The organism is Novosphingobium sp. ST904 (assembly GCF_001298105.1).
In the GTDB taxonomy this organism is placed as follows: Bacteria; Pseudomonadota; Alphaproteobacteria; order Sphingomonadales; family Sphingomonadaceae; genus Novosphingobium.
The window spans coordinates 26,476-43,245 of the sequence record NZ_LGJH01000145.1; the positions used below are offsets into that span (position 1 = coordinate 26,476).

General features: G+C 63.7%; 16 protein-coding genes and 1 tRNA gene. 10 read left to right on the forward strand and 7 right to left on the reverse strand.

Translation table 11 applies throughout. The features are described from left to right. Positions 1-78: 78 nt before the first annotated feature. Both ADT71_RS13565 and ADT71_RS13570 read left to right on the forward strand, forming a co-directional pair. A complete protein-coding gene (locus ADT71_RS13565; protein ID WP_054437589.1) occupies positions 79-1,791 on the forward strand; it encodes a peptidase M61 in 1,713 nt (570 codons plus the stop codon). An 87-nt stretch (positions 1,792-1,878) separates the two neighbouring features. After that, a complete protein-coding gene (locus ADT71_RS13570; protein WP_054437590.1) occupies positions 1,879-3,042 on the forward strand; it encodes a glycerophosphodiester phosphodiesterase in 1,164 nt (387 codons plus the stop codon). A 46-nt stretch (positions 3,043-3,088) separates the two neighbouring features. On the opposite strand, the gene ADT71_RS13575 is transcribed toward ADT71_RS13570, so the two are convergent. From ADT71_RS13575 to grxC, 4 genes are all read right to left on the reverse strand, one after another. Continuing rightward, positions 3,089-3,165 (reverse strand) — tRNA-Arg (locus ADT71_RS13575). 44 nt (positions 3,166-3,209) lie between these two features. Next, positions 3,210-3,725, reverse strand: coding sequence for a DUF1178 family protein (locus tag ADT71_RS13580; RefSeq protein ID WP_054437591.1), 516 nt, complete (start codon positions 3,723-3,725; stop codon positions 3,210-3,212). A gap of 6 nt (positions 3,726-3,731) precedes the next feature. Further along, positions 3,732-4,550 (reverse strand): carbon-nitrogen hydrolase family protein, encoded by an 819-nt coding sequence (locus tag ADT71_RS13585; protein WP_054437592.1) that lies wholly within the window; start codon positions 4,548-4,550, stop codon positions 3,732-3,734. A 5-nt stretch (positions 4,551-4,555) separates the two neighbouring features. Beyond that, entirely contained in the window at positions 4,556-4,819 is a 264-nt protein-coding gene (grxC, locus tag ADT71_RS13590) for a glutaredoxin 3 (protein WP_054437682.1), read from the reverse strand. Positions 4,820-4,976: 157 nt separating this feature from the next. Here grxC and ADT71_RS13595 point away from each other — a divergent pair, with 157 nt between their 5' ends. Then, positions 4,977-5,447 carry an Hsp20 family protein gene (locus tag ADT71_RS13595; protein WP_054437593.1) on the forward strand — a complete coding sequence of 157 codons (471 nt, stop codon included), beginning with the start codon at positions 4,977-4,979 and terminating at the stop codon, positions 5,445-5,447. Positions 5,448-5,612: 165 nt separating this feature from the next. Beyond that, positions 5,613-6,548 (forward strand): AEC family transporter, encoded by a 936-nt coding sequence (locus ADT71_RS13600; RefSeq protein WP_054437597.1) that lies wholly within the window; start codon positions 5,613-5,615, stop codon positions 6,546-6,548. A gap of 51 nt (positions 6,549-6,599) precedes the next feature. Here ADT71_RS13600 and ADT71_RS13605 read toward each other — a convergent pair whose 3' ends face one another. The 3 genes from ADT71_RS13605 to tpiA all read right to left on the reverse strand — a co-directional run bounded on the left by ADT71_RS13605 (position 6,600) and on the right by tpiA (position 9,725). Next, positions 6,600-8,249: a CTP synthase gene (locus ADT71_RS13605; protein WP_054437598.1), complete on the reverse strand. Its 1,650-nt coding sequence runs from the start codon at positions 8,247-8,249 to the stop codon at positions 6,600-6,602. 142 nt (positions 8,250-8,391) lie between these two features. Continuing rightward, on the reverse strand, positions 8,392-8,811 hold the full coding sequence (gene secG, locus ADT71_RS13610) for a preprotein translocase subunit SecG (protein WP_054437599.1): 420 nt from the start codon (positions 8,809-8,811) through the stop codon (positions 8,392-8,394). Between the two features lie 155 nt (positions 8,812-8,966). After that, entirely contained in the window at positions 8,967-9,725 is a 759-nt protein-coding gene (gene tpiA, locus ADT71_RS13615; RefSeq protein ID WP_054437602.1) for a triose-phosphate isomerase, read from the reverse strand. Positions 9,726-10,048: 323 nt separating this feature from the next. On the opposite strand from tpiA, the gene ADT71_RS13620 reads away from it, so the two are divergent. Genes ADT71_RS13620 through trpC form a run of 6 tightly spaced genes read left to right on the forward strand, consistent with a single transcriptional unit; the run spans position 10,049 to position 16,729 of the window. Then, positions 10,049-12,016: a peptidylprolyl isomerase gene (locus tag ADT71_RS13620; protein WP_054437604.1), complete on the forward strand. Its 1,968-nt coding sequence runs from the start codon at positions 10,049-10,051 to the stop codon at positions 12,014-12,016. A gap of 23 nt (positions 12,017-12,039) precedes the next feature. Beyond that, a complete protein-coding gene (trpE, locus tag ADT71_RS13625) occupies positions 12,040-13,551 on the forward strand; it encodes an anthranilate synthase component I (protein WP_054437606.1) in 1,512 nt (503 codons plus the stop codon). Next, positions 13,551-14,327: a phosphodiester glycosidase family protein gene (locus tag ADT71_RS13630; RefSeq protein WP_054437613.1), complete on the forward strand. Its 777-nt coding sequence runs from the start codon at positions 13,551-13,553 to the stop codon at positions 14,325-14,327. Before trpE ends, ADT71_RS13630 begins: the two co-directional genes overlap by 1 nt. Beyond that, complete coding sequence (locus ADT71_RS13635) at positions 14,324-14,920, forward strand: aminodeoxychorismate/anthranilate synthase component II (protein WP_054437615.1); 597 nt, start codon at positions 14,324-14,326, stop codon at positions 14,918-14,920. The genes ADT71_RS13630 and ADT71_RS13635 overlap by 4 nt, the downstream gene beginning before the upstream one ends. Next, positions 14,917-15,918 (forward strand): anthranilate phosphoribosyltransferase, encoded by a 1,002-nt coding sequence (gene trpD / locus ADT71_RS13640; RefSeq protein WP_054437616.1) that lies wholly within the window; start codon positions 14,917-14,919, stop codon positions 15,916-15,918. Before ADT71_RS13635 ends, trpD begins: the two co-directional genes overlap by 4 nt. A 22-nt stretch (positions 15,919-15,940) precedes the next feature. Beyond that, positions 15,941-16,729, forward strand: a complete 789-nt coding sequence (gene trpC, locus ADT71_RS13645; protein ID WP_054437617.1) for an indole-3-glycerol phosphate synthase TrpC — start codon at positions 15,941-15,943, stop codon at positions 16,727-16,729. Positions 16,730-16,770: the final 41 nt, after the last annotated feature.

The window sequence follows — 16,770 nt, forward strand, 5'->3', positions numbered from 1 at the left end:
CATATTTCATGCGCACGCCTGCCGGCAAGCGATGCTCTTTGCACATTTTCCTTCGGTACAGCCTGTTAGCCTCGTTTCATGACATCGCTTCGCAACGCCCTGCTCGCCGCGCTTCTTTCCTCCACACCGCTCGCCTCCGCCACGGCGGCCGAAGCGACCGATGGCCCCGCGCCGGAAATTTCAATCGCACTGGCGCCGGTTGCCGATGAACAGGGCGCGCTTACACGTCTCGACGTGGCGATCCGCTTCGAAGCACCTCCACAAGGCGACGCGCTTGCTGCCATTGCAGTCACCGCCAATACCGTGGAGACTTCCGCGAGGAACCTGCAAGGTCTGGTCTTCTCCGATACCCGCGGCCTGATTCCGGTCGAAATGCATGACACGGCGCGGGACGGAGACAACCTCGAACGCTCGTGGAAAGCGCTGCGCCCGGTCGAAGGCGCGGTAACTGTCGCCTACCGCTTGCCTGTAGACCCGGCCCAGCCTGAAATGGCACGCCCGCAATACGAACTGCGGGCTGCCGACGCCGGGCTGTCCGGCGCAGGCAACGCTTTTCTCATACTGCCGGCCGACGCACGCGCCCGAGACCTGTCGGTAAGCTGGGACCTCGCGCGGGCAGGCAAGGACGCACGCGGCGTCTCCAGCCTTGGGATCGGGAATAGCCATGGCAGCCGCCCTCTCCGGCCCGACCAGATCGGCGGGACATACTACATGGCCGGCCGCATCGGATCTTACGCCAAGGGCACATTCTTCGGTGCCTGGCAGGGACAATTCAGCTTCGCCGGGCCTCAACTGATGGATTGGGCAGCCCGCCTTCAGAAATTCTACGGAGAATTCTTCGACCAGCGCCCAGCCAGCTTCGGGGTGTTTGCGCGAACCAATCGGCTCAATCCCGGAAGCGGCATCGGCCTGACCGACAGTTTCGCTTTTACCTTCAGCGAAAAAACGCCCCTCTCCGACCTCGAAAGCCTGCTGGCGCATGAAATGGTCCATGCCTGGATCAACTCACTCGGCGATTCGATGGACGCGGCGGGCGGGCTCGGCCTTTCGTGGTTCGGTGAAGGTCTCGCTGTCCATTATCAGCGCATGCTGCCTTATCGCGCCGGACTGATTTCGCGGCAGGCCTTCCTCGACGACCTCAACTCCACGGCCGGACGCTACTATACAAACGCCCTGATCGGCACTCCCAATGACCGTATCGCGGAAGGGTTCTGGAAGGACACCCGCATCCGCGTGTTGCCCTACGATCGCGGCTCGCTTTACTTCGCCTCGGTGGATGCGCAAATCCGCGCCGCCTCGGGTGGAAAACGTTCGCTCGACGATCTCGTGCGCCGCATGCTTGCCGAGCGCCGCGCCGGCCATGCCATGGACCTTGCGCTCTGGAAGACACTACTGGGCCAAGAGCTTGGCGCCCGGGGCATCGCCGATTTCGAAGCGATGCTGGCGGGTCTTACCGTGTTGCCTTCAGCAGACGCCTTTGGGCCCTGCTTCGACCGGGTTACAAAGCCGCTCAAGCGCTTCGACCTGGGGTTTGATCCGCTGATCCTCGTCACCCCGGACCGCGTGGTTAAAGGTCTTAAGCCCGGCTCCGCCGCAGAGGCCGCAGGGCTGCAAAACGGTGACCGCATCCTGAACCGTTTCCCGCAAGACGGCCTGCAAGGCGATCAGGACGCCAGCCTGACCCTTGACATCGAGAGGGACGGCCAGAAGCGCAAGCTGACCTATCTGCCGCGAGGAGAGACTATGGATGCGTACCAGTGGCAGGCGAAGCCCAGCGTCTCCTGTCACTGACGCAAACTCATGCCGGAACTGTCGTCATGCTGTCACCTGCCCTGAATAGCCGGCGGAAACAGCGCCGGTTTCCCGAAGGTTTTCAGCATGATCGAATCTCCGCTTTCCCGTCGCTCGCTGATCCGCGGCAGCGCCGGAGCGACGCTTGTCGGGATGGCAGCGTCAATCGTGCCTGACGGGCTTGCAGCCGCAAGCAACGCAAGACCAAGGGCCCCGCGCCCGGCAAAGCCTCTGGTGATCGGCCATCGCGGCGCCAGCGCGCTGCGCCCCGAACACACGCTCGCCTCCTACGCCAAGGCCATTGCAGACGGCGCGGACTTTATCGAACCCGACCTTGTCTGCACAAAGGACGGCATTCTTGTGGCCCGGCACGAGAACAACATCGCCGACACAACCGATGTCGCCAACCATCCAGAGTTTGCAGGCCGGAAAGCCACGAAAGTCATCGACGGCGAGAATGTTACAGGCTGGTTCACCGAGGACTTCACGCTTGATGAAATCAAGCGCCTGCGAGCAAGGGAACGACTCGGCCCGCTACGGCCGGAGAGCCATGGGTTCGACGGCCAGTTCCAGGTCGTTACCTTCGAGGAAATCGCCGAGTTCGTCGCTGCCGAGGCCCGTGCCCACGGCCGCTTGATCGGCGTCATTCCCGAGATCAAGCACTCTACCTACTTTGCCACTATCGGCATTCCGCTTGAGCAGCGCGTTCTCGACCGCCTCCACGCCAGCCTATACCTCTGCACTGCCCCGGTGATCCTCCAGAGCTTCGAGGTATCGAACCTGAAATGGCTGCGCGAGCGGCTTGATGGGCTCCGCAACGTCCAACTCATGCAACTCACCGTACCCGGTGCAAAGCGCCCGGCCGATCTTGCAGCAAAGGGCTCTGGCCCCAGTTTCGACGATCTCCATAAGCCGGCAGGCCTCGCTGAAATCGCGACTTATGCGGATTGGATATCGCCCTACAACCTCGCCCTTGTCCCGCGCGACAAGGACAATCGCCTTGCAGCCCAGCCCAGCGGTCTGGTCGCCAACGCACACGAGGCCGGCCTTCTGGTTTCCAGTTGGACTTTCAGGCCGGAAAATTACTTTCTTCCCGCCGATTTTCGCAACGCATCAGGCGATGCCGCACGCAACCCGGCAGGCAGCATCGCCGAAATCCGCCGGTATCTTGAACTGGGGCTCGACGCTTTCTTCACGGACGATCCGGCACTGGGCCGTGAAGCGGTTGACGGCACAAGGCTCAAAGCCTGACCCTCAACCACAAAAAAGCCCGCGAAAATCGCGGGGCTTTTATTGTTGGTGCGCCCGACGGGATTCGAACCCATGGCCCCCAGATTAGGAATCTGGTGCTCTATCCGGCTGAGCTACGGGCGCACTCGAGGGCCTCCTAGCTTGCGGCGAATGCCTTGGCAATTGGTTCAATTGGTCTGTTCGGGCGGAACTACCGGAAACGGCAAGGGCATGACCGGAATGCCTTCCTCCATAAGCTCCTGCGCCTGCTCGGGCGTGGCACGGCCATGGATCACTTCGGCATCGCGCTCGCCATAATGCATGGCCCGGGCATCTTCCACGAAGGTCTCACCGACAAAACGACTGGACCTGAGCGCCTCGACCTGCATCAGCGCAAGCTTCTGGAGCAGTTCGACCGCCTGCGGCGGGATTGCTTCCGCCTGCTGGAGCGAGGCCGGCTCTGAAGGCACTACCGCAGAGGAACCTTCCGGTTTCTGCGGCGGTGCGTCTGACGCAGCGGCCCGCTGGTTCCCCTTGCGTGCCAGGTGAGGCGCCTGAACCGCCTTGCCAACGTCGTCCGACCCGCAACGGGGACAACTCAGCAATCCCCGTTCCTGCTGCCGCGCATAATCGTCCGAGGACTTGAACCAGCCCTCGAAACGGTGATGCGCGGAACGGCATTCGAGATCAAAGACAATAGGCATCGCGGCCTATTTGGCGATCTCGCGGCGGTTGGCAAGGCTTGGCAACTGCGCGCGCACTTCGGCGATGCGGCCCGGATCAAGATCGACGAAGCCGAGACCGGCCATTTCCCCGCCCATATCGAGCAGAACCTCGCCCCAGGGGTCGATCGCCAGCGAATGACCGTAAGTCTCGCGCCCATCCTCGTGATGGCCCACTTGCGCTGCGCTGAGCATGAAAGCGCTTGCTTCCACGGCCCGTGCGCGCTGCATCAGGTGCCAATGCGCCCGGCCGGTAGGCACGGTAAATGCGGCCGGAGCGGCGATGACATCGCACCTCGCACGGCCGAGCGCCTCGAACAGCGCCGGGAAACGGACGTCGTAGCAAATCGCCAGACCCAGGCGCCCAAGCGGTGTTTCCACCGTCACCACCTTGTCGCCCGGCGCGTAAGCATTCGATTCGCGCCAAGATTCGCCCGTCGCCAGATCCACGTCGAACATGTGCATCTTGTCATAGCGAGCGCGAATCCCGCCCGAGGCATCGATGACGAAAGCGCGGTTGGCGTAGCGCCCATCGTTTCCGGGACGCACGGCCAGCGAGCCGAGATGGACCCAAACCCCTTCACGCGCCGCAGCCTCTCGCACGGCGGCCAGTACCCGATCCTCGCCCTCCGTGACGATGTTGACGGCTGCACGCTCGCGCTTGCGGTCAAGCAGGCCGGACATCTCGGGGGTGAAGACCATGACCGCACCGCCCGCCTTCGCCTCGGCAAGGGCGGAAACGATCGCGGCAGCGTTGACGTCGGGGTGGATGCCCGTGGTCATCTGGAACAGGGCGGCGCGGGGCATTCCGGTCAGAGCCCGAGAACGGGGTCTAGCTTGCCGGCGCGGTCCAGCGCGCTGATGTCGTCGAAACCGCCGTAGGGCTTATCGTCCACCAGCACCTGGGGAACGGTCATGGCACCGGGAACCCGCTCAACCATTTCGGCCCGCTTCGGCCCGCCCATCGTGATGTCATACTCTTCGTAGGTCACGCCTTTGCCGTCGAGCAGCGACTTGGCCATGACGCAATAGGGGCAGCCCCACTTGGTGTAGATCTCGACCTTTGGCTGGCTCATGAATACGGTTCCTTCAATCTCTTTGCGACCCTTGAAAGGGCGCCGCGCTATCATATCTAGGGATGCAAGTCATGGCCCGCCAAGGGGATGGCTTGCCAAAGAGGCGCCGGAGTCCGGGCCTCTTCACACGAAGATTGCTCAAGCGAGGATTTTTGTCATGAACCGTATCGATTTTTCGCCCTACCGCCGCACCATGGTCGGCTTCGACCGCCTGTTCGACATGATCGAGAACCAGGGCCGCGTGAATCCGGGCGATAAATATCCCCCCTTCAATATCGAACGTCGCGGCGCCGATGCCTATCGCATCACGCTGGCAGTCGCCGGTTTCAAGCCTGCCGACATCGATATCACTGCGCAGGCCAACCTGTTGGTGGTCAAGGGCCACAAGCCCGAAGAATCCGTCGAAGGCGAGATGCTGCACGTCGGCATCGCCCAGCGCGGGTTCGAGCGACGCTTCGAACTGGCAGATTATGTTCGCGTCGATGCCGCTGACCTTGCTGACGGCCTCCTTGTGATCGACCTCGTGCGTGAAGTGCCCGAGGCGATGAAGCCCAAGAAGATCGCGATTGGCGGCAATACGCTCACCGTGGTCGAGGGCAGCGCCGAAGAAGGTTCCGCTGCCGCCTGAATAGCCGGGTGAATTGCAGAATTGGGGGCGGTCCGGAAATGCCCGGGCCGCCCTTTTTGATGGTAAATTGCGCACTTCGCACGGGATGCAATTAAAACAGCGATGGACAGGCCAGGCCCAGCGCTTAATCCGCATGCTTTGCAAAGCAGTGGGCCGCACCTTTCCATGATTTCGATCCTGTCGGTCGTACTGCCGATCTTCGCCCTGACATTCGCAGGTTGGCTGACGCGGCGCTTGGGCATCTTCAGTACGCAATCGACGACTGAACTGAACCGCTTCGTGGTCTATCTCGCCCTGCCTGCGCTGCTTTTCGATATCGTAGCCAAGGCCGACGCGGCCCAACTCTGGCAGCCCGGTTTCGTCGCGGTGTTTGGGCTGAGCACGTTCTTCTTCTTCGCGCTTACCGTAGCCATCAGCCGACTGGCCGGCGCACAGATCGGCAATGCCGCAATCCATGGCCTCAACGGCGCTTATTCCAACGCAGCGTTTCTCGGCTTTCCACTGCTGCTGGCAACGCTGGGGCCGGCCTCCCAGACACTCACCCTGATCGCGACGATCAACACCGTCTGTGTGCTCTTTGCGGTCGCCATCGTACTGATCGAATTCGGAAACCAGTCAGGCGGCGCTGGCCCCTTGATCGTACTGCGCGTGCTACAGGCACTGTTTCGCAATCCGCTCGTATTGGCACCGCTACTCGGCGCTGCCGTGATGTCGAGCGGGATAGGCGTTGCCGCGCCCCTCGATGCATTCCTCAAACTGCTTGGATCGGCCGCAAGCCCTTGCGCCCTCGTCTGCCTCGGCATGTTCCTCGCCGAGCCGCGCGAAGCAGAACCCGGCAGCGCGAGGATGACCGCCCTGCTGGTCGCTCTCAAGCTGTTCGTCTACCCGGCGATCACGCTGGCGCTCGCCCTCTGGGTCTTCCCCCTGACCGCACCTCTGCGCAATGCCGCCGTGCTCCTGGCCGCCCTGCCGACCGGAACCGGCCCCTTCATGTTGGCCGAGTTCCATCGCCGGGAAGGTGCGCTTACGGCCAGGGTTATTCTGATCTCGACAGTGCTTTCGGTCGGGACGATCACGCTGCTGCTCACCCTACTCACCTGAAACGGGACATCCGGAATCAAGAGGGGCGGGCTCTTGCGAGCCCGCCCCTCTTCATAATTCGGCCGCTACCGGCTCAGACCAGTCGCGCTGCCGCAAGGCTGCCGCGATGAAACCCGCGAAAAGCGGATGCGGTTCGAACGGCCGCGACTTGTACTCCGGGTGGAACTGCACGCCCACGAAGAACGGATGATCCGGACGCTCGACGATCTCGGGCAGCAAACCGTCAGGCGACATGCCGGAGAAGATCAGTCCATTGCCTTCAAGCGTTTCGCGATATGAAGCGTTCACCTCGTAACGGTGACGATGGCGTTCCGAAATCTCGGTCGCATTGTAGATCGAGGCAACGTGGCTATTGGGCGAAAGCTCGGCCTTGTAGGCTCCGAGACGCATCGTCCCGCCCAGATCGCCGCCTTCGGCGCGCTTTTCCAGGCCGTCCTTGCCCATCCACTCGGTGATGATGCCGACAACGGGCTCCTCGGTGGGGCCGAACTCGGTCGAGTTGGCCTTTTCGACACCAGCAGAGCGGGCCCCTTCGATACAGGCCATCTGCATGCCGAGGCAAATTCCGAAGAAGGGAACTTCACGCTCGCGCGCGAAGCGCACCGAGGCGATCTTGCCCTCCGTCCCACGTTCGCCGAAGCCGCCTGGCACGAGAATGCCGTGCATCGGCTCAAGGGCAGCGGCGATCTCGGAATCTTCCTTCTCGAAGATCTCGGCATCGATCCAGTTAACGTTGACCTTGACCCGGTTGGCCATGCCGCCATGAACGAGTGCCTCGTTCAGCGACTTGTAGGCATCCTGAAGGCCGACATACTTGCCCACGACACCGATGGTGACTTCACCTTCGGGATATTCGAAGCGATCGGTAATGTCGTTCCAGCGCGAAAGATCAGGGGCTTCGGAAGCCATGCCGAAGTGATGAAGCACTTCCGCGTCGAGGCCCTCGTGATGATACTGCAGCGGCACCGCGTAGATGTTCGGCGCGTCAAGCGCGGGAATGACCGCCTGTGGACGCACGTTGCAGAACAGCGCGATCTTGCGGCGCTCACTCTCCGGCAGTTCCCGGTCGCAGCGGCACAGCAGGATATCGGGCTGGATGCCGAGGCCGGTCAGCTCGCGCACGGAGTGCTGGGTAGGCTTGGTCTTCAACTCGCCGGCTGCCGCGATGTAGGGCACCAGCGTGACGTGCACGAAACAGGTCTGTTCACGGCCGAGTTCATTGCGCATCTGGCGCAGAGCCTCGACGAAAGGCAGTCCTTCGATATCGCCCACGGTGCCGCCGATTTCGCACAGGACGAAGTCGAGATCCTCGGTCTCCGTCATCGCGAAGTCCTTGATCGCGTCAGTGACGTGCGGGATCACCTGTACGGTGGCGCCCAGATAGTCGCCGCGGCGCTCCTTGGCGATGATGTCCTGGTAGATACGACCAGAGGTGATGTTGTCAGCCTGGCGCGCCGATACGCCGGTATAGCGTTCGTAATGGCCGAGATCGAGGTCCGTCTCGGCGCCGTCGTCAGTGACGTAGACTTCGCCGTGCTGATACGGGCTCATCGTACCCGGATCGACGTTCAGATAGGGATCGAACTTGCGGATGCGGACGCGGTAACCGCGTGCCTGCAGGAGAGCCGCGAGGCTCGCCGCCATGAGACCTTTGCCGAGCGAGGAGACCACGCCGCCGGTGATAAAAATATGCCGCGCCATGGGAGTCGGCCCTTAAATTGCATGGGGGCACGAGCGCAAGAGCGCTGTGCCTGAATCCACAGTTCAAAACGAATGAAATGCCGCCTGCCAGAGCCAGACGGCATTCCTGTTACGATGATGCGCCGTAGTGTGCCCTGCCGGATTACCGGCCGGCAGCACCCGAAAGCGGATCATTGGCCGGAGTCGTGCCCGCAGGAGCGGCACCGGCCGGAGCCGGGCTCGCGCCATCCGCCGGAGCCCCGGCGGGAGCCGCCGGGCCGGCGAGCGGATCGGCCGGCTGCGCGGGCGCGGCCGGAGCCGTCTCGCGCTGAAGGGAAGTATCGATATCGCGGCCCGTGGTTTCGTTCACCGCAAGCGCTGCAAGCACGATCGAGAGAATCACGAAAACCGCAGCGAGAATTCCAGTGGCGCGGGTAAGGAAGTTGGCCGCGCCGCGTGCGGACATGATGCCCGAGGGGCTGCCGCCCACGCCGAGACCGCCGCCTTCCGACTTCTGCATCAGGATGACGCCGACGAGAAGGAGGGCGACAATCGCCTGGACCACGGTCAGGAAAAGAAACATCGTGCGTTTTTCTCAGTGTTCTCGGGGGCCAAGGCCCGCATCTCAAGTCGCGCAGATAGGCGCTAGTCCGTCTCTGCGCAAGTCATCAGCCGAAGCAGCTGCACAGTGCCCGCTGCCCGGCCGACTTTCGGGGCATTCTCGCCCCATTTCCGTCGTCAGTCGTTGCCCAGCGAAGCTGCAGCGCCAACGATGGCGAGGAAACTTTCCGCGGTCAGGCTTGCACCGCCCACCAATGCTCCGCCCACTTCCGGCACGGACAGCAGTTCATTCGCGTTGTCCGCCTTGACCGAACCGCCATAGAGAATGCGCACATCCGCACCGCCCTCGCCGTAAATGGCCTTGAGCTTGTCACGAATGGCCTGGTGCATCGCGGCCACGTCCTCGATCGAGGGCACGCGGCCCGTGCCGATGGCCCATACCGGCTCATAGGCGACCGAAAGCTTCTCGGGCGCGCCGTCCGTGCGCGGGCACGAACCTTCGAGCTGCGCGGCGACCACGGCTTCGGCGTCGCCCGCATCGCGTTGCGCTTCGGTTTCACCGACGCAGAGAATCACCGCGAGGCCCGCCGACAGCGCGGCCTCCGCCTTGGCCTTGACGTCGCCGTCGCTCTCGCCGTGGAGAGTACGGCGCTCGGAATGGCCGACGATGGTGAAATCCGCGCCCGCATCCTTGAGCATGGGCGCGGAAATGTCGCCCGTGAAGGCGCCGCTGTCTTCCGCACGGCAGTCCTGCCCGCCAACGCCGATCAGTTCTACCGCATCGCGGATGCGGTAGAGCAACGTCGCCGGCGGCGCGACCGCCACCTGCACCTTCGGGAAGCGTGCGGCAGCCCGGTCGATCGCGCGCGCCTCGTTAAGCATCGCGCGCGTGCCGTTCATTTTCCAGTTACCGACGATGTAGGGCAGACCAGCCATGTTATTAAGAAACCTTGATTTCGGGGCGCATCGACCTTCTGACATACCGCAGAGGACGGGAATCGCAGGCCGCGCTTTCGTGGCGCTGCTAGGGCACGCAGGGCCTTCTTGTCAAAATCCGTGGATCTACCGTTCAGGCAAAACTTGCCGCCCGCCGCCATTCTTCGCGAGTCGCGCCCATCAGCAAGGACATCGGATAGAACCTTGCCATTGCAGGATGTCACAAGCCCCCCTAAAGCCAGCCCCGTTTTCGTACGAAGGCCGTCATCACGCTCGGCCATCGTGCTCCGGTTGAACCCAAATCTCGCTGATCGGCACGGTCCATGCTCTCTTTCTTCCGTAACTTCCTGAAGTCCAAGATAGGTGCCGGCATCGCGCTGCTGGTCCTGGTGCTCATTACCCTGGCTTTCGTCGGCGGCGATATCACCGGCCAACGCGATTCCGCGGGCCTGGTGTCCGGTGCTTCCGTGGCCACAGTCGGCAAGGACGACGTAGAAGAAGGCGAGCTCGCACTTGCCGCCAAGTCCGCGCTGACCCGCGTGCAAGGGCAGGACCCGACGATGACCATGAAGGCGCTCATCGCGCAGGGTGGTCTCGAGCAGGTTCTCGACGAACTGATCGACCGTACCGCCACGGCGTTTTTCGGCAAGAAAGTCGGCGTGGTCGCCGGTGATCGCCTGATCGACAGCGAAATCGCCCGTATACCCGCCTTCCAGGGCGTCGACGGCAAGTTCGACCAGACCAAGTTCCGCCAGCTTCTCGCTCAGCAGGGACTGTCCGAGAAGTCGCTGCGCGAGGATATTGCGCAGGGCCTGATCGCGCAGCAGCTCATGCTGCCCGCGCAGTTCGGCACCACGATGTCGAGCTTCGCCGCCAAGCGCTACGCTTCCCTCCTTGACGAGAACCGCTCGGGTTCGGTCGTGGCGCTGCCCTCGCAGGCGTTCTTCCCCGAGAAGGCCCCGACCGACGCGGAACTCCAGGCATTCTACAAGGCTCACACAAACGCCTTCATCCGTCCCGAACGCCGCGTGATCCGTTACGCAGCCTTCGGCGAGGACGCGGTTGGCAACCTGGCCGCACCCACCGCAGCGGAAATCGCCAAGCGCTACGAGACCGACAAGGCTCTTTATGCCCCGCAGGACAACCGCAAGATCACGCAGTTGATCGTGCCTACCGAAGCTGCCGCCAAGGCGGTCGCCAGCGAAGTCGCCGGGGGCAAGACCCTCGAAGCGGCCGCGCAGGAAAAGGGCCTTTCGGCTGCGAAGCTTGAATTCTTCAGCAAGCAGCAGCTTGCCAGCCAGTTCTCTCCGGCCGTCGCAGACGCCGTCTTCGCGACCCCGACAGGCAAGCTGACCGCACCGCAGAAGAGCGCGCTCGGTTGGCACCTGATCCGCGTGGAGGAGGAACAGAAGAAACCTGAGCGCCCCCTCGCCGCTGTCTCGGACGAAATCGTCGCGAAGCTGACCGAGGAAAAGAAGAGCACCGCCTTCACCGACCTGCTCGCCAAGATCGAGGACGAGTTCGCGAATGGCGCCAGCCTCGTCGAAGTTGCCAAGTCGGTCGGCGCCACTGTCGAAACCACCGCGCCGATCACCGCCAACGGACAGGTCTACGGCAAGGCCGGGGAAACCGCGCCTGCACAGCTCCAGCCCGTTCTCGCCACCGCGTTCGGCATGGATCAGGAAAAGCCGCAGGCATCGCAGGTCGGCAAGGATGCAACCCAGTTCGGCGGCAAGAACTACATCGTCTACGACGTAACCCAGATCACGCCGTCGGCGCCTGCTCCGCTCAAGGAAATCACCAACGACGTGAAGGCCGCCTGGGCGCTGGACAAGGGCTCGGCCGCAGCTAAGGCCGCTGCGCTCAAGGTTCAGGCAGCAATGCGTCAGGGCAAGACGCTGGAACAGGCCATTGCCGCCAGCGGCGCCAAGGTACCACCTGTCGAACAGGTCTCCATGTCGCGCGCCACGCTCACCGCCGCACTGCGTTCGGGCCGTCAGGTACCGCCGCCGGTGTCGCTGATGTTCCACATGGCCAAGGGCACCGTGAAGGTGCAGGCAGCCGGACAGGATCGCGGCTGGTTCGTCGTCGTCCTCAAGGAGGTCGTGCCAGGCAAGGTCGATTCGCCGGTCCTCGTCGAAGGCACCCAGCGTGAGCTGGGCGGCCAGCTCGGCCAGGCCTATACCGACGCCCTCGGCAAGGCGATCCGCAAGGAAGTGGGCGTCACCAAGCACGACAAGGCTATCGCGGCCGTTCGCCGCCAACTCGATGGCGCCGGCAGCGCCGAGTAACAACTGAGATGATGACCGGGGTTATGGAACGCGAATCGGATCGCCTTGCAGCATTGGCGCAGCTCTCTGAAGGCAAGCCTGCGCTGCTCTGGCGCAAGCTTGTCGCCGACACCGAGACCCCGGTCGCCGCCGCGCTGAAGCTCTTCGAGGAAGGGCGCGGGGATTTCGTGCTGGAATCCGTCGAAGGCGGCGAAACCCGCGGGCGCTACAGCCTGATCGGCCTTGACCCCGACCTGGTGTTCCGCGCCGAAGGCCACGCCTGCGAGATCAACCGCAACTGGCAGCACGACCGGGAGAGCTTCACCGCCCTTCCCGGCGACGCCCTGGCGGAACTGCGCGCGCTCGTCGAAAGCTGCCGGTTCGACGTGCCGCCGCAACTTCCCCCGGCACTTGCCTGCCTCGTCGGCTATTTCGGCTACGAGACGATCGGCCTGGTCGAGAAACTGCCGCGCGCGCCGCAAAGCGCGCTTTCCTTGCCTGACATGTTGTTCGTGCGCCCCTCACTGATCCTCGTGTTCGATCGCCTCAGCGACGAACTGTTCTGTGTCGCGCCGCTCTGGCCGGAAGCAGGAGCGCCCGAGCGTCTGGTCGAACTCGCAGCGGAACGCATCGACGAGGCCCTGCGCAAGCTGGCCGCGCCGGTGCCCGCCGCGCCCACCGCTACGGATCTCGCCGAGCCGGTACAGACCCCGGTCATGGCTGCTGCCGACTACGAAGCCATGGTCCTCAGGGCAAAGAACTACATCGAGGCCGGCGACATATTCCAGGTGGTGTTGGCCCAGCGCTTCACTTGCGACTTCCCGCTGCCGCCCCTCGCGCTTTACCGCTCGCTGCGCCGCATCAATCCTTCGCCATTCCTCTATTTTCTCGACATGCCCGGCTTCGCGTTGATCGGATCGAGCCCTGAGATCCTCGTGCGCGTGCGCGAGGGCGAAGTGACGATCCGCCCGATCGCCGGCACCCGCCCGCGCGGCAAGAGCGCTGCCGAGGACAAGGCCAACGAAGTGAGCCTCCTCGCGGATCCCAAGGAACGCGCCGAGCATCTCATGCTGCTCGACCTCGGCCGCAACGACGTGGGCCGCGTGGCGGCCGCCGGTTCCGTTGAAGTGACCGACAGCTACACGATCGAGCGCTACAGCCACGTCATGCATATTGTCTCGAACGTGGTCGGCCAGCTCGACACGGAAAGGCACGATGCCATCGACGCCGTCTTCGCGGGCTTCCCGGCCGGCACTGTCTCCGGTGCCCCCAAGGTCCGTGCCTGCGAGATCATCGCGGAACTCGAACCGGAAACGCGCGGAGCTTACGCAGGCGGCGTGGGCTATTTCGCGCCGGACGGTTCGGTCGATTCCTGCATCGTCCTGCGCACTGGTGTCCTCAAGGACGGCGTGCTCCACGTGCAGGCGGGAGCCGGTATCGTTGCCGACAGCGATCCCGTCTACGAACAGCGCGAATGCGAGGCCAAGTCCGGCGCGCTGTTCGCCGCCGCCCGCGAAGCCGTGCGCGTCGCCGGGGAGCCGGGTTTCGGCCAGTGATGCGCGCCGCCGCCGCGGCCGTATTGCTTCTCGCTGCCTGCTCGTCGGGCGATGCGCGGCAGGAGGCCGCCGCGCCGCCCCCGCCTCCATGTGAAGGCGCCACCTTCGAAGGCGCCTCCTTTACGCATTGCACCGCCGATCCCGCGCGCCACACCATCCAGATGGTGCTCGGCCCGAAGGGCGGCGCCCCTTACCGCAGCCTCTCGCAATTGGCAGTGGATCGGCCCGGCAAGAACCACGCCGTCGCCTTCGCGATGAACGGCGGCATGTTCGACGAGAAGGGACAGCCGATCGGCTACTATGTCGAGGACGGCGTAAGACTGCACAAACTGAACACGAACGAGGGTTGGGGCAATTTCCACCTCCAGCCCAACGGCGTGTTCTATGGCGATGCGGATGGCCACTGGGCCGTGCGAGCCACGAACGATTTCGCCAGGAACATCGTCAACCGCCCGGATTTCGGCACCCAGTCCGGCCCCATGCTGGTGATCGGCGGCAAGCTTCATCCAAAGATCGACGCAGACGGCCAATCCAGGAAACTGCGCAATGCCGTGGGCGTGGACCGCAAGGGCCGCGCCCATTTCGTAATTTCGGACGAGCCGGTTTCCTTCGGGAAGCTTGGACGCTACTTCCGTGACAAACTCGATTGCCCCAATGCGCTGTTCCTCGACGGCAGCGTATCCTCGCTCTGGGACCCGGAGCACGGGCGCGTGGACGGCGGGCCTCCGCTGGGCCCCTTGATCGTCGTCGAGAAAGCGACGAAAGGCAGTACATGATCCTCGTCATCGACAATTACGACAGCTTTACCTGGAACCTGGTCCATTACGTGATGGAACTCGGCGCCGAAGTGGAAGTGGTGCGCAACGACGCCCTGACCGCCGCGCAGGCCATAGACAGCGGCGCGCAGGGTTTCCTTCTCTCGCCCGGCCCCTGCACGCCGAACGAGGCGGGTATCAGCCTCGATCTCGTGGGCGCCGCTGCCGACGCCGGCAAGCCGCTTCTCGGTGTCTGCCTTGGCCATCAGTCGATCGGTCAGTACTTTGGCGGCAAGGTCGTGCGCGGCGGCCTGATGCACGGCAAGACTTCCCCTGTCACCCATGACGATACCGGCGTCTTCCAGGGCATCCCCTCGCCCTTCACCGCGACGCGCTATCACTCCCTGATCGTCGAGGACATTCCGCAGGCGCTCAAGGTCAATGCCCGTTCGGACGACGGCCATGTCATGGGCTTCCGCCATGCCACGCTGCCGATCCACGGCGTGCAGTTCCACCCGGAAAGCATCGCGACCGAACACGGCCACGCGATGCTGGCAAACTATCTCAAGCTCTGCGGCCTCGACCCGAAGCTTCCAGCCCGCCTCGCCGCATGACTGTGGCAAGCCTTCCCGATCCGCTGCACCCTATCGAGGAAGCCGAAGCCGAAGAGGCTTTCGGTGCTATCCTCGATGGCAAGGTCGATGACGAAGCCATCGTTCGCTTCCTCATTGCCCTGACCGACCGCGGCGAAACCGCCGGCGAGATCGCCGGCGCTGCTCGCGCGATGCGGGCACGGATGATCCCCATCGCAGCGCCCGACAATGCCATCGACGTTTGCGGCACCGGCGGCGACGGGCACCATACCCTCAACGTCTCCACAGCGGTCTCGCTGGTGGTAGCAGCCTGCGGCGTCCCGGTCGCCAAGCACGGCAACCGTGCGGCCAGTTCCAAGGCTGGCGCGGCCGATACCCTCGAAGCGCTGGGCCTCAACCTGGACCGGGCTGCCGAAACCGCGGAAGAAACGCTCGGCGACCTTGGCATCTGCTTCCTGTTCGCCGCGCGCCACCACCCCGCGATGGGCCGCATCATGCCCATCCGCAAGGCGATCGGCCGCCGCACGATCTTCAACCTCATGGGCCCGCTCGCCAACCCCGCGAACGTCAAGCGCCAGCTCGTCGGCATTGCCCGCCCTGCCTATGTGCCGATCTATGCCGAAGCGCTGATGCACCTCGGCAGTGAGCACTCGTTCGTCATATCCGGGGATGAAGGGCTCGACGAACTCAGCCTCGCCGGCGGCAACGAAGTGGCCGAGATCAGGCATGGCGAACTCTCAATGCGCCGGATATCGCCGGAAGATGTCGGCCTGCCGATATCGCCGGTCGGCGCCATCCGCGGCGGCGACGCCGCTCACAACGCCGATGCCCTGCGCCGCCTTTTGCTGGGTGAAACCGGCGCTTATCGCGATGCCGTGCTGCTGAACGCCGCCGGCGCACTGATCGTCGCCGGTGAAGTCGAAACCTGGCAGGAAGGCGTCGAGGAAGCGGCGGAAGCCATCGACAAGGGCCTCGCCAATGCCCTGCTCAACTGCTGGATTTCAGCGCTCAAGTCCTGACCCAGACGGTCCCGAGGAAACCATGTCCGACAAGCTTACCGAAATCTGCGACACCAAGCGCGTGGAAGTCGAAACCCGCAAGGGCTTCGCCACCGTGAACGACCTCGACGCTCGCGCCGCAGGCCAGTCCACTCCGCGCGGTTTCGAGGCTGCGCTGCGCCGCAAGGCCCAGGATGGCTTTGCCCTGATTGCGGAAATCAAGAAAGCTTCGCCGTCCAAGGGACTGATCCGGCCTGATTTTCGCCCCGCAGAACATGCTGTCGCCTATGAGCGCGGCGGCGCGGCTTGCCTTTCGGTCCTCACCGACGCTCCCTATTTCCAAGGCCACGAGGACTATCTGGAGGATGCTCGCGCTGCATGCGCATTGCCGGTCATCCGCAAGGACTTCATGGTCGATCCCTGGCAGGTCGCAGAGGCCCGCGCGATCGGCGCGGACGCCATCCTCATCATCGTTGCCGCTCTCGACGACGTCCTGATGGCTGAACTCGAAGCAGCTGCTCACGAACGGGGCATGGATTGCCTCGTCGAAGTTCACAACGAATCTGAAATGGAGCGTGCAAGCCGTTTGAAATCGCGCCTGATCGGGGTCAACAATCGCGATCTCAAGCACTTCGTCACGGATATCGCCATTACCGAACGTCTGGCCCCCCTCGCACCCGAAGGGACCCTGCTCGTCAGTGAAAGCGGGATCAACGCCCATTCCGATCTGATCCGTCTGTCAGGTTGCGGTGCGCGGACGTTCCTGGTCGGCGAAAGCCTGATGCGCGAAGCTGACGTGGAAGCTGCGACCAAAGCACTGCTTTTCGGCTGATCCGCGACTTCAGACCGTTTCGAGATTAGCGTAAGCATGCA